General features: G+C 69.4%; 18 protein-coding genes and 1 tRNA gene. 9 read left to right on the top strand and 10 right to left on the bottom strand.

Annotated elements, in window-relative coordinates; genetic code table 11:
* Positions 1–73: 73 nt before the first annotated feature.
* Positions 74–1,468 carry an N-acetylglucosamine/diacetylchitobiose ABC transporter substrate-binding protein gene (gene ngcE, locus ACZK4S_RS10735; protein ID WP_463644243.1) on the top strand — a complete coding sequence of 465 codons (1,395 nt, stop codon included), beginning with the start codon at positions 74–76 and terminating at the stop codon, positions 1,466–1,468.
* Positions 1,469–1,472: 4 nt separating this feature from the next.
* Here the strand turns inward: ngcE and ACZK4S_RS10730 are convergent, their stop codons facing one another.
* Complete coding sequence (locus ACZK4S_RS10730; protein ID WP_463644242.1) at positions 1,473–3,122, bottom strand: helicase HerA-like domain-containing protein; 1,650 nt, start codon at positions 3,120–3,122, stop codon at positions 1,473–1,475.
* A gap of 109 nt (positions 3,123–3,231) precedes the next feature.
* Here ACZK4S_RS10730 and ACZK4S_RS10725 point away from each other — a divergent pair, with 109 nt between their 5' ends.
* Positions 3,232–3,525 (top strand): type II toxin-antitoxin system VapB family antitoxin, encoded by a 294-nt coding sequence (locus ACZK4S_RS10725; RefSeq protein WP_076063541.1) that lies wholly within the window; start codon positions 3,232–3,234, stop codon positions 3,523–3,525.
* A gap of 43 nt (positions 3,526–3,568) precedes the next feature.
* Complete coding sequence (locus ACZK4S_RS10720; protein WP_463644241.1) at positions 3,569–4,117, top strand: LytR C-terminal domain-containing protein; 549 nt, start codon at positions 3,569–3,571, stop codon at positions 4,115–4,117.
* An 85-nt stretch (positions 4,118–4,202) separates the two neighbouring features.
* Here ACZK4S_RS10720 and ACZK4S_RS10715 read toward each other — a convergent pair.
* Positions 4,203–4,287: transfer RNA gene (locus ACZK4S_RS10715), tRNA-Ser, on the bottom strand.
* Between the two features lie 81 nt (positions 4,288–4,368).
* Here ACZK4S_RS10715 and ACZK4S_RS10710 point away from each other — a divergent pair.
* Complete coding sequence (locus tag ACZK4S_RS10710; protein ID WP_076063536.1) at positions 4,369–5,547, top strand: MFS transporter; 1,179 nt, start codon at positions 4,369–4,371, stop codon at positions 5,545–5,547.
* A gap of 45 nt (positions 5,548–5,592) precedes the next feature.
* Here ACZK4S_RS10710 and tadA read toward each other — a convergent pair whose 3' ends face one another.
* Together tadA and ACZK4S_RS10700 are read right to left on the bottom strand one after the other, a co-directional pair.
* Positions 5,593–6,024: a tRNA adenosine(34) deaminase TadA gene (gene tadA, locus ACZK4S_RS10705; protein WP_463644240.1), complete on the bottom strand. Its 432-nt coding sequence runs from the start codon at positions 6,022–6,024 to the stop codon at positions 5,593–5,595.
* A 32-nt stretch (positions 6,025–6,056) separates the two neighbouring features.
* Positions 6,057–6,647 (bottom strand): tRNA adenosine deaminase-associated protein, encoded by a 591-nt coding sequence (locus tag ACZK4S_RS10700; protein WP_076063533.1) that lies wholly within the window; start codon positions 6,645–6,647, stop codon positions 6,057–6,059.
* A gap of 119 nt (positions 6,648–6,766) precedes the next feature.
* On the opposite strand from ACZK4S_RS10700, the gene upp reads away from it, so the two are divergent.
* The 4 genes from upp (at position 6,767) to ACZK4S_RS10680 (ending at position 11,074) form a co-directional block, all read left to right on the top strand.
* Positions 6,767–7,408 (top strand): uracil phosphoribosyltransferase, encoded by a 642-nt coding sequence (gene upp / locus ACZK4S_RS10695; RefSeq protein WP_076063531.1) that lies wholly within the window; start codon positions 6,767–6,769, stop codon positions 7,406–7,408.
* 47 nt (positions 7,409–7,455) lie between these two features.
* Positions 7,456–8,217, top strand: a complete 762-nt coding sequence (locus tag ACZK4S_RS10690) for a YwiC-like family protein (RefSeq protein ID WP_463644239.1) — start codon at positions 7,456–7,458, stop codon at positions 8,215–8,217.
* Between the two features lie 72 nt (positions 8,218–8,289).
* A complete protein-coding gene (locus ACZK4S_RS10685) occupies positions 8,290–10,065 on the top strand; it encodes an alpha amylase C-terminal domain-containing protein (RefSeq protein ID WP_463644238.1) in 1,776 nt (591 codons plus the stop codon).
* A 22-nt stretch (positions 10,066–10,087) separates the two neighbouring features.
* Positions 10,088–11,074 (top strand): hypothetical protein, encoded by a 987-nt coding sequence (locus ACZK4S_RS10680; RefSeq protein ID WP_463644237.1) that lies wholly within the window; start codon positions 10,088–10,090, stop codon positions 11,072–11,074.
* Here the strand turns inward: ACZK4S_RS10680 and ybiA are convergent.
* From ybiA to ACZK4S_RS10660, 4 genes are all read right to left on the bottom strand, one after another.
* The gene (ybiA, locus tag ACZK4S_RS10675) at positions 11,067–11,627 is read right to left on the bottom strand and encodes a riboflavin biosynthesis intermediates N-glycosidase (RefSeq protein WP_463644236.1); all 561 of its coding nucleotides are present in this window, start codon (positions 11,625–11,627) and stop codon (positions 11,067–11,069) included. The two genes, ACZK4S_RS10680 and ybiA, sit on opposite strands and share 8 nt — an antisense overlap.
* Before the next feature lie 160 nt (positions 11,628–11,787).
* On the bottom strand, positions 11,788–12,684 hold the full coding sequence (locus ACZK4S_RS10670; protein ID WP_182766342.1) for a 1,4-dihydroxy-2-naphthoyl-CoA synthase: 897 nt from the start codon (positions 12,682–12,684) through the stop codon (positions 11,788–11,790).
* Positions 12,685–12,760: 76 nt separating this feature from the next.
* Positions 12,761–13,492 carry a glycerophosphodiester phosphodiesterase gene (locus ACZK4S_RS10665; RefSeq protein ID WP_459396850.1) on the bottom strand — a complete coding sequence of 244 codons (732 nt, stop codon included), beginning with the start codon at positions 13,490–13,492 and terminating at the stop codon, positions 12,761–12,763.
* 49 nt (positions 13,493–13,541) lie between these two features.
* Entirely contained in the window at positions 13,542–17,342 is a 3,801-nt protein-coding gene (locus tag ACZK4S_RS10660) for an alpha-N-acetylglucosaminidase TIM-barrel domain-containing protein (RefSeq protein ID WP_463644235.1), read from the bottom strand.
* Between the two features lie 177 nt (positions 17,343–17,519).
* On the opposite strand from ACZK4S_RS10660, the gene ACZK4S_RS10655 reads away from it, so the two are divergent.
* Positions 17,520–18,098: a hypothetical protein gene (locus ACZK4S_RS10655; RefSeq protein WP_076063513.1), complete on the top strand. Its 579-nt coding sequence runs from the start codon at positions 17,520–17,522 to the stop codon at positions 18,096–18,098.
* Positions 18,099–18,138: 40 nt separating this feature from the next.
* On the opposite strand, the gene ACZK4S_RS10650 is transcribed toward ACZK4S_RS10655, so the two are convergent.
* Together ACZK4S_RS10650 and ACZK4S_RS10645 are read right to left on the bottom strand one after the other, a co-directional pair.
* Entirely contained in the window at positions 18,139–18,465 is a 327-nt protein-coding gene (locus tag ACZK4S_RS10650; protein ID WP_463644234.1) for a type II toxin-antitoxin system PemK/MazF family toxin, read from the bottom strand.
* Entirely contained in the window at positions 18,462–18,668 is a 207-nt protein-coding gene (locus ACZK4S_RS10645) for an antitoxin MazE family protein (protein ID WP_076063509.1), read from the bottom strand. The genes ACZK4S_RS10650 and ACZK4S_RS10645 overlap by 4 nt, the downstream gene beginning before the upstream one ends.
* Positions 18,669–18,751: the final 83 nt, after the last annotated feature.

Genomic DNA, 18,751 nt, shown 5'->3' with positions numbered 1-18,751 from the left:
GGCCCCCGTCCCGGCGCTGGGCGCCGGGCAGGCCGAAGGGTGCTCCCTGCGGACCCGGGGCTAGAGTTCCTGCATGACCATTCTGGGGCGACGACACTTCCTGGCCGCGGCCGCCGTCGTGCCGCTGACGGCGTGCGTCAGCACCCAGCCGCCGGCGCCCCCGGGCGAGAGCCGGACGGGGAGCCCCGCCTCCACGCCGGAGCCCAGCCCCACGGTCACCCATCCGTTCGGGCTCACGGTGCCCAGCAGCGTCAAGGCCGTCATCTTCGACGGCGCGTTCGGCGTCGGCTACGTGCGCGACGCCGCCACCGCCATGCGGAAGACCTATGGGGGCCTGCGGGTCCAGGTGGCCGCGAGTAGCGACATCACCGCAGACGTGGCGCCCCTGTTCGCCGACGGCGCCACCCCGCCGGACCTCGTCGACAACTCAGGCAGCCACCAGCTCGCCGTCGCGGACATCGTCGACGAACTCCTTCCGCTCGACGACCTGATGTCGTCCCTCAACCTGGAGGGCGTCCCCATCGAGGAGACGTTGTATGGCGGCGTGGTGCAGGCCGGCACGTTCAACGGCCGCCACGTGGCGCTGGATTACGCGCTGAGCGTCTACGGGCTCTGGCACTCCGCCAGCCACTTCGCGGCCCAGGGCTGGGCAGTGCCCACCGCGTGGGACGAGCTGTTGGAGCTCGGCGAGCGGGCCCGCGAGCTGGGTCAGGACCTGTTCGTGTGGGGCGACGACGCCGCCGGCTACTACGCCGAGCTGGCCATCTCGTCGGCCATCAAGGAGGGCGGTCACGACGTGCGCCGGGCGCTCGACAACGTGGAGCCCGAGGGCTGGTACCACCCCGCCGTCACAGGCGTGCTGCAGTCGCTGGCGGAGTGCGTGGCCGCGGGCTTCGTCCGCTACGGCGGGGCGTACGTGGACGCCCAGGCCGAGTGGTCGCAGTACCAGAAAGCCCTGTTCTACCCATCGGGGTCCTGGATCGCCAGGGAGATGGACGGCCGCACTTCGCAGGGCTTCGAGATGACGGTGGCCCCGGTGCCCGCGCTCACGGCCGCGCCGACGCTGCCCTGGTCCGCCGCGCACGCGCAGCCCATCGAGCAGTTCATGGTGCCGAAGAATTCAGCGAACCCGGCCGGCGGGCAGGAGCTCCTGCGGACCCTGCTGTCGAGGGAGGCGGCGGAGTCGTTCGCACGGAACAACCTGGTGCCCACGGTCGTGCGCACCACGGTGCCGGCAGACCTGGAGTCGACGGCGTTGGCCGCGCAGACCCGCCTCCTGGCAGACGCCGGGGAGGACGTGTACTCGTGGCGCTTCGTGTCCCACTATGGCCTGTCCGAGGACTACAACCGCCTCTGGGGGCAGTTCCTCAGCGGCGACCTGGGCGCGCAGGCGCTGGCCGAGGAGCTGCAGGCATTGTCGGACGCTGTGCGCGAGGATCCGGACATCCCCACCTACACCGTCGACTGAGCTGCTACCGCCCCCGGCGGCCGGTGCCGAAGATGCTGCGCACGATCTCGCGACCGGCGGTACGCATGACGTCCTTGAACACCGGCGACTTCGTGACCTGCTCGATCAGCGACGGGTTCTCCCGCTCATAGCGGCGCCGCTCGGCCTCCGCCTGCTTGCGTTCGCGTTCCAGGCGGGCCAGTTCGCGCTCGTTCTCGCGCTGCTGCTTCTCCCACTCCTGCTGGGTGCGCTCCTGCTCCTTCTGGGCGGCCGCCTCGGCCTGCACCCGCTCTGCCTCGAGCCGTTCGGCCTCGGCCTGCGCCGAGCCCTCCTCGAGCCGGCGGGTCAGGATCTCGTAGGCCGATTCCCTGTCCACCGCCTGGCCGTACCGCGCGAACAGGGGCGACGCCTCCACCGAGGCCCGCAACTGGGCCTCGGGCGTCGGCGACATCGAGGAGGCCGGCGCCCAGATCCGCGTCCAGGCCACCGGGGTGGGCGCGCCCTTCTCGCTCATCACGGTCACGACGGCCTCGCCGATGCCCAGCTGCTGCAGCACCTGCTCGAGGTCGTAATGGGAGTGCGGGTAGGTGTCGACGGTGGCCTTGAGCGCCTTCGCATCGTTGGGCGTGTGGGCCCTGAGCTGGTGCTGGACGCGCGAACCGAGCTGCGCCAGCACGTCGTCGGGCACATCCTTGGGGGTCTGCGTGACGAAGAACACGCCGATGCCCTTGGAGCGGATCAGCCGGACGGTCTGCGTGATGGCCTGGAGGAACGCCTTCGACGCGTCGTTGAAGAGCAGGTGGGCCTCGTCGAAGAAGAACACCAGCTTGGGCTTGTCGAGGTCGCCGACCTCGGGCAGCGAGGTGAACAGGTCTGCCAGCAGCCACATCAGGAACGTGGAGAACAGCGCGGGCTGCGTGGCGAGTTGCGGCAGTTCCAGCAGCGACACCACGCCGCGGCCGTCCGGCGCCACCCGCAGCAGCTCCGAGGGCTCGAACTCGGGCTCGCCGAAGAAGACGTCGCCACCCTGGTCCGAAAGGGTCACGAGCGAGCGGAGGATCACGCCGGCGGTGGCCGTCGACACCCCGCCGATGCCCTTCAGCTCCGGCTTGCCCTCATCCGAGGTGAGCCATTTGAGCAGGCCGACGAGGTCCTTGAGGTCGAGGAGCAGCAGGCCGTTCTTGTCGGCGTAGTGGAACACCAGCCCCAGCGAGGATTCCTGCACCTGGTTGAGGCCCAGCACCTTGGACAGGAGGATGGGCCCGAACGACGACACGGCCGCTCGCACCGGCACTCCGATGCCCTGCCCGCCCAGGGCGTAGAACTCGGCGGGGAACGCCGTCGGCTGCCAGGGCTGGCCCTGCTTCTGCGTGCGCGCGAGGATCTTCTCGTTCGATTCGCCCGGCGAGGCCATGCCGCTGAGGTCGCCCTTGATGTCCGCGGCGAAGACGGGTACACCGGCCACCGACAGCGCCTCGGCCATCACCTGCAGGGTCTTGGTCTTGCCCGTGCCGGTGGCCCCGGCCACCAGGCCGTGCCTGTTGAACATCGACAGGGGGATGCGGATGGGCACGTCGACGGCGGGCTCTCCGTCGACGAGGACGCCCAGCGTCGCTGCGGGTGCCTCGAAGGTGTAGCCGGCCCTGATCTGGTCAGTCGGTGCTGCATCGTTCACGTCCGCATCGTCCCACAGACCCTCGTCGAAGGGGCGTGTTTACGGCGTACGGGGGCACCTATGGGCGCCGCTGGCTCCGGGCGGCGGGCGGGTTGGGTAGGCTGGCGGCGTGATCTTCAAGCGAGTCGGCGATTCCCGCCCCTACCCGGACCACGGGTACACACAGAAGCAGTGGATCGCGATCGCGCCCCATCAGGTGCGCCTCGACGAACTCGTGACCACCAAGCGCACCCTGGATCTGGAGGCGCTGCTGGAGGAGGATTCCACCTTCTACGGCGACCTCTTCGCGCACGTCGTGTCCTACCGCGGCGAGCTCTACCTGGAGGACGGGCTGCACCGGGCGCTGCGCGCCGCGCTCCAGCAACGGCAGACAATGCACGCCAGGGTCCTCGAGTTGAAGTAATCTCCCACCAGGGATACTCCTCGACGAAAGCGAATGTAAACAAGTGCGCATCTTCCGCCTGATAGCCACCCCGGTGATTCTGCTGGGCCTGCTGGGCTTTCTCGGGTGGGGTTTCCTGTGGGGTTGGCGCGAACTCACCGCGCCGCTGCCGACGACACCGCCCACGCCGTGCGTCACTGAAGCCACGGAGTTCGTCAACCCCACCATGGTGTTCGTGCACGTGTACAACGGCGGCTTCACCACCGGGCTGGCGCGTCGGATCGGCACGCAACTGACCGACGGCGGGTACAACGTGGTGAGCGTCGACGACACCGAGGAGACCATCAAGGAGACGGTGATCCGCGGCAACAAGGATCAGTACCCCGCCATGCGGCTGCTGATGTCGAACTTCATCGACCCGAAGATCGAGTACGACGACCGCATCGACGGCACCCTCGACGTGCTGGTCGGCACCGCCTGGCAGGGCTACGCGCCCACGGAGCAGATCATCTACCAGGTGTCGTCCGCCGGTGGTTCGATCTGCAGGCCGCCGGTGGCCACGGACGAGTCGGCGCCTGCGTCCCCGTCCCCCTCGCCGACGACGGAGAGCTGAGCCCGTCTCACGCACGCCCGTAGCCTCGGCTCCGGGGCCCACAGAAAACACTGAACCCCCGGAATCTCTTCCGGGGGTTCGTCGGCGGTGATGGAGGGATTTGAACCCCCGGTAGGTTGCCCTACTCTCGCTTTCGAGGCGAGCTCTTTCGGCCGCTCAGACACATCACCGCAGACCAGTGTAGTGATTCCCACCGGTGATCACCAATCGTGGTTTGCCAGCCACCCGCGCCCGGCGCGTACAGTAGGCCGGTGCGTGAAATCTCGGCCCTCCTCCGCGTCCCGGGACTCCCGCTCATCCTGGCAGCCCAGCTGGCCGCCCGGTTCCCGGCCGGGATGTACACGCTGGGCATCCTCATGCACGTGGAGCGGGCCCAGGGCACCTACACCGCCGCCGGTCTGGTGCTGGGCGCGTTCTCCGCGGCCATGGCTGTGGCCGGGCCGCCGGTGTCGCGGCTGCTGAGCCGGTTCGGCACCTTCCGGGTGCTGCTGGTGTGCACCCTCCTGTCGGTCACCGCCTTCTCCGCGCTCGCACTGTTCCCCACCCTCCCCCTGTTCTGGCTCATCGTGCTGGGCGCCCTTGGCGGCGGCACCGTCCCGCCCGTGATCCCGGCGGTCCGCACCCTGTACCCGCGGGTGACCCCGCGCCCCCTCCTCACGACGCTCTTCAGCTTCGACGCCGCGCTGCAGGAGGTCATCTGGGTCATCGGCCCGGTGTCCATCACCATGCTGGTGGCCGCGTTCGACACCACCGTGGCGCTGCTCATCGTGGTGGCCGTACAGATCGTCGGCGGCCTCGCCTTCATGCTGGCGCCGGCCGTGCGCACCATGAAGATCCCGCTGACGGACCGCAAGCTGGGCCGCGTGCTCCAGAACCCGTCGGTGATCCTGATGATGGTCACCTCGGCGCTGTTCCTGGGTGCCTTCGCCGCCGTCGAGGTGGGTGTCGTGGCCAGCTTCGACGAGGGCTCGATCCTCGCCGGCATCGTGCTGGGCATCACGTCGTTCGGGTCGCTCATCGGCGGGCTCGCGGCGGGCAACCGGCCCATCTCGCGCTGGTCGCTGGCCCTGCGCACGATGATCATGGTGGTCGGCCTGGTGTTGGCCGCGATCCTGACCGGCTTCTGGGGCCTGACCGCCGCCTTGTTCATCGCGGGCGTGGGCATCGCGCCGGCGCTGGCGGCGGTGTCCTCGGTCATCGCCGGCAGCGTGCCGTTCGCCGACACCGCGGAGGCCTACGGCTGGATCGGCACCGGCCAGTTGCTGGGCACCTCTGTGTGCGCCGCCGTCGCCGGCGTGGCGATCGACGCGGTGGGGGCGCCCGGCGCGCTGTTCATCGCCGCCGGGGCCGGCGTGCTGGCGCTCGTGGTGGCCATCGTGTTCCGCAAGGCGCAGCCGGATCTGCGCGGCGGCATCTCCATCCTCGACTGACCTGGTTCAGGCGCTCAGCTGTCATGACCGGACAGGTGGGTTCCCCTAGCGCTTGGCGGCGAAGAACCGCTCAAGAAGGGCGGCGCATTCGGTTTCCAGCACCCGTGAGGTCACCGTCGGGCGGTGGTTGAGCCGGGGGTCGCGCACCACGTCCCAGAGCGACGAGACGGCGCCGGCCTTCTCGTCGAACGCGCCGAACACGAGGTGCCCGATCCGGGAGGCGACGATGGCCCCGGCGCACATGGTGCAGGGTTCCAGGGTGACCACGAGCGTGCAGTCCGTGAGCCGCCACTCCCCCACGGCCTGCGCTGCGCGGCGGATGGCGACGACCTCCGCATGCGCGGTGGGGTCCCCAGTGAGTTCCCGTTCGTTCCCGGCGGCGGCGATGACCTCGCCCGCCGGGTTCAGGACGACGGCGCCGATCGGCACGTCGCCGTGCGCTTCGGCGGCCGACGCCTCGGCCAGCGCGCGACGCATCGCGTCATGCCAGCGCGTGCCCACGGCGTCGGTCAGTCGTCGAAGGACTCGACGGCGCGCTCGAACTCCGCGCCGATCTTCAGCTTCTTCGCGATGACACCGAGGAGGACGTCGGAATCCTCGTCGTAATCCGTGGCGATGGCCTCCATCTCGAAGCCGCGCAGACCGCTGGCTGCGTAGATCTCGAGGTCGCCCAGCGGGAAGGAGTCGTCGTCCTCGTCCGGCACGTCCTCGCCGAGGTAGTCGACCACGTCGCGGGCCAGGGGCCAGTCGTTGGCGGCCGTCGCGTCGGACAGCAGCACCTCGACGGTGCGGCCGCGCACGCGGCACAACACGAAGAACTCGCCGGCCACGGAGACCCAGCCGTCGGCGCCGGAGTCGCCTGGGAGGCGGCTCAGCTGACGGATGAGCTCGTCGAAGTCGTTGGCGAGGTCGTAATCCATGGGCACCGCAGTGGCCTTACCGTCTTCACGGTAGAGCGCGACCACAAGGTCGACGTCGTCCTCGGTGGCGTCCTCGAGGTCGTCACCGTCGTCGTCGAAATCGTCCAGATCAGCGTCGTCTGTTTCCTCGACGTCGTTCTTCAAGTCGAACGGCTCCGCATCCTCATCGAACACGTCCACAACCCACTCCTTCCGACGAACCCAGGTGCCTCGCCCATCCTTGCACGCTTCCCCGGAATGAGACAGCGCGGGGGGCAACCCGCTACGCGGAAGTGCCCGGATGTGCGAAGGTTGGTCCCGTGGAACTACACGTCGTCGAACACCCGCTCGTCCATCACAAGCTCACGGTCCTGCGGGACAAGAACACTCCGCAGCCGGTCTTCCGGTTGCTGGTGGAGGAGCTCGTCACTCTGCTCGCCTACGAGGCGACCCGCGGGGTGCGCGTCCATGAGGTGCAGATCGAGACCCCCGTCGCCCCCACCACCGGCGTGAAGCTGGCGCAGCCGGCACCGCTGGTGGTGCCCATCCTGCGCGCCGGGCTCGGCATGCTCGACGGCATGCTGCGCCTCGTGCCCACCGCGGAGGTGGGCTTCCTCGGCATGATCCGCGACGAGAAGACCCTGCAGCCCATGACCTACGCGGAGCGCCTCCCGCAGGACCTGTCCGGCAGGCAGTGCTACGTCCTGGACCCGATGCTCGCAACCGGCGGCTCACTCGGCGGCGCCATCCAGTACCTGGTGGACCGCGGAGCGGACGACATCACCGCCATCTGCCTCACCGCCGCGCCCGAGGGCGTGGAGAAGCTGCAGCACCTCCTGGGCGACCTGCAGGTGCCGTGCCGCGTCGTGGTCGCCTCGCTGGACGAGCGCCTCAACGAGGCCGGCTACATCGTGCCCGGCCTGGGTGACGCCGGCGACCGCCTGTACGGCCTGGCCGAGTAGGCACACCCCTCCGCTCGACGCCCGCGTGGGGTCGATAGGTTGGGGTCATGGCCAAGCGAGCGTCAAAGGGGTGGATGACCAACCAGCACGGCGCCTGGGCGATGATCATCGTCCCGTTCCTCGCCGGGCTGATCCTGGTGGCCCCCTACCGCTCCCTCGACGGTGGCGACGCCGCGCTGGGTGTCACCTGGCTGATCGGGTACTTCGCCTACCACGCACTCACGCTGGCGCTGAAGGCCGCGCCGCGCCGCCGCCCCTCGTACTATCCCGCCGTGGCCGTCTACGGCGCCATCGCGGTCGTCGCGGGCCTTGTCACCTTGTGGTTCCGGGGCTGGTCGCTGCTGCTCTGGGCGCCGGTGTACGCCGTCCTGCTCGGCAGCGCGCTGTGGTTGGCTGCCTCCAAACGGGAGCGCACCGTGCTCTCCGGGGTGCTCACGATCGTCGCCTCCTGCGGCCTGATGGCGGTGCTGCGCAGCACCGCGGGGGTGGACTTCGTCCGGGCTGACGAGGTCGCCGTCATGGTGGCCATCACGGCCTACTTCGTGGGCACGGTGCTGCACGTGAAGGCACTCATCCGGGAGCGCAACGACCCCCGCTCGGCGAAGCGGTCGCTGTTCTACCACGTGGCGCTCGGCGCGCTGGTGCTGGCGGCGGCCATCGTCGGCTGGCTCGGTTGGGGCTGGCCCATGTGGGCAGCGGCCCTCATCGTGCGCGCCTGGTGGCTGCCGCGGCAGCGTCGCTCGCCGGTGCAGATCGGCGTCGTCGAGATCGTGGCGTCGGCATGGGCGTTGCTGCTCGTGCTGTTCTGAGCCACCCTCCACTCCCAGCGCACGCTTGGACACATCCCCTACTCTGAGGCGAGATCAGAAAGGGGGGCCATCGTGGTTCTAGAGGGTATGGGCGCGATCGTCGCCGAGGGTGGCATCGGCTTCCGGGTGTGGGCGCCGAACGCCGACAGCGTCAGCGTCACCGGCGACTTCAACGGCTGGGACACCACGGCGCATCCCCTCACCCGCGAGAACGACGAGGGCTACTGGTACGGCTACGTCGAGGGAGCCGAAGCCGGGCAGGAGTACAAGTACTTCCTCACCAACGGCAGTCTCGAACTCCACCGCAACGACCCCTACGCCCGCGAGGTGACGAACTCCGTCGGCAACACCGTCATCGTCGACCCCCTCGATTTCGACTGGGAGGACGACAGCTTCGAGCCTCCGGCGCACAACGAGATCGTCATCTACGAGGCCCACGTCGGTTCCTTCTTCACCAAGAGCGACGACACCGGCAGCTTCACGATGATGGCCGAGAAGCTCCAGCACGTCCTGGACCTGGGCTGCAACGCCATCCAGCTCATGCCCATCGCCGAGTTCGCCGGCGACCTCTCCTGGGGCTACAACCCCGCCCACATCTTCGCCGTCGAATCCACCTACGGCGGCCCGCGCGCCTACCGCGAGTTCGTGAAGCAGGCGCACCGCATGGGCCTGGCCGTGATCCAGGATGTCGTCTACAACCACTTCGGCCCGTCAGACCTGGACCTGTGGCAGTTCGACGGGTGGCAGGAGAACGACAAGGGCGGTATCTACTTCTACAACGACCACCGCTCCAGCACCCCGTGGGGCGACACCCGCCCGGATTACGGCCGGGCCGAGGTGCGTCGCTTCATCCACGACAACGCGCTGATGTGGCTGCGCGAGTACCGCGTCGACGGGCTGCGCTACGACATGACGCCGTACATGCGCTCCGTGGACGCCACGGGCTTCGACATCATCGACGGCTGGACCCTGCAGTCCTGGATCAACCGCGACATCCGCACCCAGTTCCCGAAGGCGCTGCTCATCGCGGAGGACATGCACTCCAACCCGCTGGTCACCGGCCTGGACCACGACGGCGCGGGCTACCACGCGCAGTGGGACCCCAACTTCGTGCACCCGGTGCGCAAGGCGCTGCAGGAATATGACGACGCGCACCGCAGCATCGACGCCATCGCCGACGCGCTCACCTTCAACTACGACGGCGACGCGTTCCGCCGGGTGGTCTACACCGAGTCGCACGACGAGGTGGCCAACGGCAAGGCGAGGGTCGTGGCGGAGGTCCAGCCCGGCGACCAGCAGGGCTGGTTCGCGCAGAAGCGCTCGACGCTGGGCGCCGCGCTCGTGATGACCGCGCCGGGCATCCCCATGCTGTTCCAGGGCCAGGAGTTCCTCCAGGGCGACTGGTTCCGCGACGACGTGCCGCTCGATTGGCATCTGAAGCGGGAGCATCACGGCATCGTGCAGCTCTACGCCGACCTCATCACGCTGCGGCGCAACCTGTTCGGCGAGTCGCAGGGGCTGCAGGGTCAGGGCGTCAACGTCTTCCATCGCAATGATGACGCGAAGGTCGTCGCGTTCCAGCGCTGGTACGACCACGGCATCGGCGACGACGTCGTGGTGGTGGCGAACTTCTCCGGCGAGGTGCGCGACCACTACCGCATCGGGCTGCCGTCCGGCGGCAGGTGGGAGTTGAAGCTCAATTCCGACGCCACCCTGTACTCCGACGACTTCGGCGACCACCCGTCGGGCGACCTGCACAGCAACGACGAGGGCCAGGACGGGTTCGGCGCCAGCGCCACGCTCACCATCGCCCCGTACTCGGTGCTGGTCTACAGCTACGCGGGCTGACGACTCGCCCTAGGCTCGGGTCATGGACGAGGCACAGCGGATCGACGCGTTCTGGCAGTGGTGGGGGCGGCATTCAGCCGCGCTGGGGTCGCTGCTGGACACCGGCGCCGAGGAGGCTGCGGTCCGCACCTACGGGCCGCTGCTCGCCGAGCAGCTCGACGCCGTCGACTCGCGCCTCGGCTACCGCATCGACGACAACGCGGGGCGCAGCCGTCGCACCCTCACCATCTCTGCCCACGGGCAGCCGTGGCTGATGGCGCTGGCCCGCCGGGTTCGTGACGGCGCCCCCGCGCCGGACCGGCACTGGTCCTACTCGAACTTCATCAAGCGCTCACCGGAGCCGCTGGACGTCACCTTCGACATCGACGGGCTCGCCCTCGAGTTGGCCGACACCCAGATCGCCTGCCGCGACATGGCGCGCCGCGTCGACGTCGGCGTGTGGCACCCGTTGTTCGAGCCCTTCACCGCCGAGCAGCGGGCGTCGCTGGCCGCTGCCATGGTCGACGTCGCGCTGGGCGAGGAGCATGTGCAGTGCTGGGTGGATGGGCTCGAGGCCCTGGACAGCCCGCCGGAGGACCCCGTCGACCTCGTCACGCTGCGGCGCTTCGTCGACGATGTGCGCACCCGGTTCGTCGAGCTCCCCGACGTCAGCCCGTGGACCACGGTGCAGGGCACCCGCTACGACGGCAAGGAGCTCCACGCGCGCATCAGGGTGCCGCTGTGCGTGGCGCGGGAACCGCTGCTGGAGAAGGTCGTCACCATCCGGCTCCGGCTCGAAGACCTACGGGGCCCGGCGGCCGATGAGGTCGAGGAGATGATCAACGAGAGCATCGGGGCCGACGGCGAACTGGTCGCCGTCGAAACCCTCAACAGCCTGCGCACGTGGTACTCCTACGTCCGGCCCGACACGGAGGCGACGCAGCGGCTGCTCGATCTCGCCACCGCGCTCGCCCTACCGGTGGAGGCGGCCAACGACCCCACCTGGGAGGTCGTCTCCCACCTCAGCTGAGCAGCCGGCGGCGGGCCTCCATGAGGGCGAAGCCCTGGATGTTGAGGCCGGGCCAGCAGGTGGGGTCCTGGGCGGCGGGGTCCTCTGCCGACAGGCCGATGCCCCACACCCTGTCGATGGGCGAGGCGTTGACCAGCACCGCGCGCCCGGTGGACCTCAGGTGGTCGGCCAACTGCGGATCCGCGGCGAACTTGGCCACGTTGGCGGCCACCGCCACCTCGAAGCGGTGCGACTTCCACACCTCGTCGTTGAACGGCCGGACGGTGCGGCCGATGGCCCGGGCCGTCGTCGGCGACTCTGCCCTCAGCACGCGCTGTGCGGAATGGGTGTCGCCGAAGAGGGTCGCCTTGCGCCAGGCGAGGTAGTGCTCGACGGTGCGGAAGAGCTCACCGTCGGACTCGAACGGCGCGGGATAGTGCTCGCTGAGGCAGCCGTTGTCGACCTGGCCGGGGTGTTCCGGCACGTGGCCGTGGAACAGCAACAGATCAAGCCCGGCGCCCGCGGCGAAGGCAGTTCGGAGTTCGGCGACTGAGTAGGGCTCCAGGATCACCATCGACCCTCACTTCCACACGGTAGGTCTACCCGGTCACCCTACTGAGCGCCGAGTCGATTGGAGAGTGGTCCCCGAGAGGTCAGACGTACTACTTTCCGGCGTTCCGCGGGGAGTCGTCGCTTGTCAGACGCGGGTGCGTGCCTTGCGCTGCCGCGATGGCTCAGTAGTAGTACGGGAACTTCGACCAGTCCGGCCTGCGCTTCTCCAGGAAGGAGTCGCGGCCCTCCACGGCCTCGTCGGTCATGTAGGCCAGGCGGGTGGTCTCGCCCGCGAAGATCTGCTGGCCGACCAGCCCGTCGTCGATGGCGTTGAAGGCGTACTTGAGCATGCGCTGAGCGGTGGGTGACTTGCCGCAGATCTTGGCGGCCCATTCCAAGCCGACGTCCTCGAGGTCGGCGTGCGGCACCACCCGGTTGACCATGCCCATGCGGTGGGCGTCCTCGGCGTCGTGGACGTCGCCGAGGAAGAAGATCTCGCGCGCGAACTTCTGCCCCACCTGGCGGGCGAGGTAGGCCGAGCCGTAGCCCGCGTCGAACGAGCCGACGTCGGCGTCGGTCTGCTTGAACTTGGCGTGTTCGCGCGACGCCAGCGTGAGGTCTGAGACGACGTGCAGCGAATGGCCGCCGCCGGCGGCCCACCCGTTGACCAGGGCGATGACGACCTTCGGCATGAAACGGATCAGACGCTGGCACTCGAGGATGTGCAGGCGGCCGAGCTTGGCGGCGTCGACGGATTCCGCCGTCTCACCCTCCGCGTACTGGTAGCCGGCGCGGCCGCGGATGCGCTGGTCCCCGCCGGAGCAGAACGCCCAGCCGCCGTCCTTCTCGGACGGCCCGTTGCCCGTCAGCAGCACGCAGCCGATGTCGGACGAGGTGCGGGCGTGCTCGAGCGCCTGGTACAGCTCGTCGACGGTGTGCGGGCGGAACGCGTTGCGCACCTCCGGCCGGTCGAACGCGATCCGCACGGCGGGCACGTCCTTGGCGCGGTGGTACGTGATGTCGGTGAACTCGAAGCCCTCGACGGGGGTCCACAGCTCTGGGCGGAACGGGTTGCTCATGCGCCCACCCTATCGAGCGGGGCTCGGCGACGTCGGCCCGAGCGCGCGGGGCGGCTCGCGCCGTCGGCGGGGTGGGTCAGAGGTAACCGCGACGGACGGTCTCGCCCAGGCGGTCCGGGAAGTTCGTGATGATCGCGTCGACGCCGATGCTCTTCAGACGCAGCGCGTCTTCGTCGTTGTTCACCGTCCAGGCATGCACCTTGATGCCCCGCTCGTGGCACAACCACACGAAATCAGGGTGGCGCAGCGCCAGGTAGTGCGGGTGTACGGCACCGGCGCCGAACCGCTTGGCGTACTCCCACGGCTCGTAGAGGCCGTCCGAGAACAGCAGGCCGAGGTGATCCGGCGACACCCGTCCGCGCAGGTTGGCCAAGCTGTAGTGGTTGAACGACGAGAACAGCGTCTGGTCCAGCATCCCGGCATCCGTGACGGCGGCGAGCACGTCGTCCTCGATCCCCGGGTAGAGCTCGACGGTGTTCTTCAGCTCGACGTTCACCGTCGCGTCGGTGCCCTTGACGAGGTCCAGCACGTCACGCAGGAGCGGGATCTTGGTGTTGCGACGGCCGGGGAAGCCGTGCGAGAAGTCTGCGCCGTGCAGTTCCTCCAGCGTCTGGTCCACGACCTTGCCGAAGCCGTTGGACGTGCGGTTGATCGCCTCGTCGTGGACGACGACGAGCTGCCCGTCTGCGGTGCGCTGGACGTCCAGTTCCAGGCCGTCGGCACCCATCTTCAGGGCGAGCTCGAATGCCGGCATGGTGTTCTCCGGTGCGTATGCCGATGCACCTCGGTGGGCCCAGATTGCAGTCACGCCCTCCATCCTTTCACCTCTCGGCGAGCTGGGCATCTTCTGAACGGCCTCAGCCGAACAGGACCATGCTGTTGAAGACCCATTCGTTGCGCTGGCTGAAGGCGTAGCCCCCCGCCTGCTGCGCGGCGGCGGCGTACACCGTCGTCATCGTGTAACTGCGGCACCCGCCCTGGCCGGTGAGTGCCGTGTCGCACTCCGTGCGCCACTGGCGGCCGGCGGAGGTGAACCCGGTGTCGTTGTGGTTGGCCAGCGGGTTCTGACCCCACTGCGCGCGGGTCATGTGCGGCAGGTACGTGAGGTTGTTGAACGCCCAGCCGCTCTTGCGGACGAACTCGCCGTCCTCGATGACCACGACGGTGGCCCAGATGTCGGTGCGGCAGCGCTCCGTGCGTGAGTACGGTTCGCAGGTGGTCATCCAGTCGCGCCCGTTCAGCGTGTGCTTCCCGGCCTCCGTGTACGGGGCGGTGGGCACGAACGGCTTGCGCGTCGGGGCGGTGCTCGTGGGGCGGGGGGTCGTCGGCTTCGGGCTCGACGACTTGCTCGGCGACGGCGACGCGGAGGGCGACGGCGAGGGTGACACCGAAGGCGAAGGCGAGGGCGACGGCGAGGGTGACACCGAAGGCGAAGGCGAGGGCGAGGGAGAGGGAGAGGGCGAGGCCGGGCAGGCGACCTTGGCATCGGCCCAGTCGCCCCGATCCCACCAGGCCGCCTCTGTCTGCCCGCCGTTGACGACGCCCTCTGCCGGATCGAGCTCCAACTCCAGCTCCGACACCCCCGTCACGTCGACGTCCACGGCCGCGGTCTGGCCCTTCAGCAGCACGTCGCTCTCGAACAACAGCGCACCGTCTCCCCATGCCCGGAAGATGATCGACGGAAACTGCTGCGGCCCGCTCATGGTGTCGTCCGGGCCCACGACGGCGCTGAACCGGCTGCACTGCTCGCCCAGCAGGAACGACACCGTCGACGGCGCCTGCATTCCCAGCCCCTTCTCGTAGGCCACACCCGCCATGCGGATGGGTTGCGGGGTTTCGCCCGGCTGGCTCACCTCCCGGTCACGCTGCACCGGGAACGCCCCGGAATCCTCCGCGAGGAAAGGCAGGTCCGACAGGTAGTGGTCGCCGGGGGCGGGGGGCTCCACATTGGTGGCGTCGGCGCCCAGCCGCAGTTCCGCGGCCGTGCCGAACTGGTGTCCGCCCACCGCCTGCGTCCAGGACTCGTCGATCTGGAACCGGATGAACGGTCCCACCGTCGGGGCGGTGAAGTCGATGGTGGTCGCGGCTGCGCTGTTGGGCCGTTCCCCGGACGCGACCACGGTCGCGTTCGACCAGTCGTCGTCGCTCGCCGAGGCGTAGACGGTGTAGTGCTTCGCGCGCCCGTTGACGCTGTCCTGCCGTGGCACGTACAGCAGCGACTCGACGGTGTGCCCGCCGGCCACGCGCAGCGTCACCCAGTGCGGCGGCGCGGGGACGTCGGTCCCGTCCCAGCGGGAGTGCCAGAACGTGCCGGTGTCGCCGTCGTTGACGTTGGCGGCGGCGCCGTCCTCACCCACCGTCTCCTGGCTGGACCAGCCGGTGACCGTCACGTCACTGCGCGGCAGCCACGGGTCCGGCGGCGGCTCCGGCAGCGGGCGTTCGACGGCGGCCTGGGCCGCCCGCGCGAGTGCCACCACGTCGCCGCGGGGCGTCGACCAGATGCCGGTGCGATCGGTCGAGGCCAGCCAGGGCTGGGCGTCGTCGAACCAGTCGAAGGACTGCACGGCCCCGCCCGTGGTGAGGGCGGTGCGGTGGGCGTCGAAGAACTTCTCCCAGCGGGGCTGGTAGTAGGTCCCGACGAGGCCCTGGTGCTCGCGGCCTGCGTAGTCACCGAGCCCGCTCGCGTGCCCGGAGCGCTGCGCCCACACCGTGAGCAGGGTGCGCTGGCTCCTCTCGAAGGCCGCGGCCTGCTCGACGGTGGTGCCGGCGCTGCGGGCCTCGTCGAGCAGGCGCCCGAGCAGGCTGATCTCCTGCGTTCCTGCGAGGTGGTCCACCAGCGCCATGTTCTCGAGCCAGCGGGCGGTCAGTTCGTCGAACTGCGCTGCGCCGCCGAGGTTGAACGCGTTGCGGATCTCGGGCAACAGGACGCGCCCGTGGTTGCTGAGCACCTGGCGAGCGACGTCCATCAGGTCGTAGCGGTAGGCCGCGTTGTCGCCGAGCCTCTCGGCGGCGGCGAGGAGCCGGGGCAGGGCGGTGGCGAACTCGGCCAGGTCATAGGTGGAACGCGTCGGCGACCACTGCGACGAGGTGGCCGCCGTCAGCGACGGGATCGCGGCGTAGAGGCTGTCGTGGGCCTCGGCGAAGTCACCGCTGGTCGGGAGGGTGTAGGCGGTGCGGCTGACGATCTGCCATGCCGCCACGGCGTCGGCGTCGCGGGAGCCGTAGCGCTTGAAGACGTAGTCGGACCACCACTGGTCGATGTCGACGGGGCCGGTGGTCCAGGCGAGGTTGGCGAAGAAGTCGAGTGCCGCGCCGTTGTTGTCGCCGCCCTCCGGCATCGCGGCGAGGCCGCGCATGGCGCTCCCTGCCTGGTCCTTGAAGCGGAAGTAGTCGGTGTTCCAGCGGCTGAGCTTGGCGCCGATGGTGGTGTCGCCGCCGTAGTTCCAGATGGTGCCGTACGCCCAGGGCCGGCTCAGCCAGGCAGCCTCGCGGCTGCTGCCCGGGTAGCGGTCCGTGATGCCGTCGACGATGAACGTGGTGGCGGGGTCGACCGCGCCCATGATGTCGTTCTGGGGGTTGGCCTGCCAGCCGAGGAACACCCAGGTGGCGCCGGGGTTGGCAGTTTGGAGGGCCTGTTCAATGCGCTTGGTCGCGGCGGGGATGTCGGCCGTGCCGCGCTGGCCGCCCTCGTGGAGCAGGTCCATCTTGTACATGGTGGAGCGGCCGAGGCGGGCGGCCGACGACTCGTAGAACTTCGCTGCGACGGCGGGGAACGCCGTCGAGTTGGGGTCCAGCCAGTCGGGGCGTTGGAAGCCCACCCAGCCGCCCTGCGGCACGACCACCGCTCCCGGGTTGCGGGTCACGAAGCCGGGCGGCACGGTGCCGAAGTAGCCCGGCAGCACGGGCGTCATGTCGAGTTCGCGGAGCCGGTCCGCGATCCGCCGGCCCAGCGCGGCACGCGCCTCGATCGAGGCCTCGGTGGTACCCGCGGGCCAGCCGGCCATGTTCTGCAGCAGCCACCACGGCTGGTGCTCCGGGGTCGGGATCCACGCGGCGGCCTCGGCTGCGGTGTAGCCGAACTGGCGCAGGACGTCGAAGTAGACGGCCTCGGAGCCCACCGGCATGAACACCTGGTTGAAGCCGAGCGCGGCCAGTTCGTCGATCAATCGCTCCCACTGCTCGAAGGTGCGGTGGGCGCCGGTGTAGCCATCTTCTGTGTCGTTGCCGTAGTAGCGGGCGGCGACATTGGCGGTCCGGCCGAGTTCGCCGTCGGGCAGCGGGTAGGCGACGGCGGGGTCGACGTTGCGCACCGTGTAGCTGAGTGACTGCCCGATGCTGCCGAGGTAATGGTTCAGGCCGGCCACCGCCGTCGAGGGCGTGGAGGCGGTGACCCTGATCTTGTCGCCGCTGGCGCTGACGGAATAGGTGTCCTGCCCGGACGGCGGATCGGCGGGCACGGTGATCTCGAACCGGTTCGCGGCGGTGCCGAGGATGCGGGTGAACGCGTCGCGGGCTGCCTGCTCCTGCGCGTTGGAGGGGGCCGACGGCGGGGTGTCGGTGGCGTGACCGGTTGCCGCCGCGCTGGGCGGCAGGACAAACATGGTGGCGGCGAGCGCAGCCGACAGCAGCGCGGTGATGGTGGCGTTCCAGATCTTCACGTGGGCCCCTCGGCGGCAGAAGTGTGAACGTCAGCTAAGCATCCGGCTCCTCCACCTCGGGAGGGCCACGGCCGAATCGCGCCGGCCCGTTGAGCGGTCGGGGTGCACCGGGTGAAAGTTATGCTCCGACTACGGCTCCTGCATGAGGAGCACCGAGATTCGCCGAAAGGAAAGATCATGAATCACAGAATCGGCACCTCCATCATCGCCGCCATGGCAGCCCTCGGGCTCGCCGCATGTTCCGGCACCCCAGGGGAGTCGACGACGCCCTCCGCCTCCGTCGAAGCCCCCGCAACGGACACCACCACCACCGCCGAAACCGGCACCGAGTCGGCGTCGGCCGACCCCACCACCGAGTCCGCCTCCGCCGACCCCAGCGCGGACTCCGACGCGTCGACGCCGGCCGGCACCGACGCCCAGCAGCCGGTGGCGGACGCCTGCGCGAGCATGTCCGGCCCCCTCGCGGACGCGAGCAACGCGATCGCTGACATCGCTTCGGTCGGCACCACGGATCCGCAGGTAGCCGTGGACACCTGGACCGAGTTGGTCGAGGCCTACCGCACGGCCGCGGACAACGTGGTCAACCCGGAGGTCAAGGCGGCCGCCAGCGCCGTGCAGGAAGACGCCACGAAGATGCGCGACGCGATCCAGAAGGTCTACGTCGACCAGGACATGAGTGAGATGGGAGACGTCACCGAGGCCACCACTGAGTTCGGGGCCTCCATGGCGGAGTTGCAGGCGCTCTGCACCGGCTGAGTCCACGTTCATCGACGCGGGAGCCCGCTGACGCCATCTGTCAGCGGGCCATCCCGAGGAAGGTCATGAGGAGTCGCTCCAAGTCGACCATCTGCTGGCTGGAGAGCCTGCCGACGCGCACCTGCACGTTACTCCGCCTCACCGTTGTCAGCTTGTCGACCATCACGTCGCTGTCCTGGGACAACCCACCCGCGCCACCTGCGGGGATTCGCAATCGCAACAGTGGAGCGTCGATGAGCCTCGTGGTCAGGGGCACGACGGTCACCGAGTCCGTTTGATCGAAGACATCATCCTGAACGATGATCGCCGGCTGCGGTTTCGAGGCGTAGACACCGCCCGCCACCGTCCATAGTTCGCCGCGTTTCACTCCTCGTCCCAGTCGACGGAAACGGCCTCGATGAAGTCCTGCTCGTCATGTCTGCGGTCAGAGTCCGCCACTAGGGCGGCCTGGCGACGGGCTTCACGAGCGAATTGCTCCGACCGCACGTCCGGCACCCACACCTGCACCGCACGATACCCGCGAGCCCGCATTCGCTCGCGGTACTGACCCACCCTGTCGCTGACGCTCATGGATCCACGTTACATGTAACGCTTTCCCGCGACAAGAGGCTCATGTGGCGGCGTTAGGTTCGCGCGGGGCCGGGGCCGACGCG

Source organism: Tessaracoccus zhenghani, from assembly GCF_055326325.1.
Note: the sequence above shows the minus strand (reverse complement) of the source record. Positions and strands in the feature narration are given on the sequence as shown.

Bases quoted from the DNA above. Each gene is read 5' to 3' on its own strand.
- ngcE (WP_463644243.1), top strand. From the start codon at position 74: ATGACCATTCTGGGGCGACGACACTTCCTGGCCGCGGCCGCCGTCGTG.
- tadA (WP_463644240.1), bottom strand. From the start codon at position 6,024: ATGCGTCGCGCGCTGGCCGAGGCGTCGGCCGCCGAAGCGCACGGCGAC.
- ACZK4S_RS10690 (WP_463644239.1), top strand. From the start codon at position 7,456: ATGGCCAAGCGAGCGTCAAAGGGGTGGATGACCAACCAGCACGGCGCC.
- ACZK4S_RS10680 (WP_463644237.1), top strand. From the start codon at position 10,088: ATGGACGAGGCACAGCGGATCGACGCGTTCTGGCAGTGGTGGGGGCGG.
- ybiA (WP_463644236.1), bottom strand. From the start codon at position 11,627: ATGGTGATCCTGGAGCCCTACTCAGTCGCCGAACTCCGAACTGCCTTC.
- ACZK4S_RS10670 (WP_182766342.1), bottom strand. From the start codon at position 12,684: ATGAGCAACCCGTTCCGCCCAGAGCTGTGGACCCCCGTCGAGGGCTTC.
- ACZK4S_RS10655 (WP_076063513.1), top strand. From the start codon at position 17,520: ATGAATCACAGAATCGGCACCTCCATCATCGCCGCCATGGCAGCCCTC.
- ACZK4S_RS10645 (WP_076063509.1), bottom strand. From the start codon at position 18,668: ATGAGCGTCAGCGACAGGGTGGGTCAGTACCGCGAGCGAATGCGGGCT.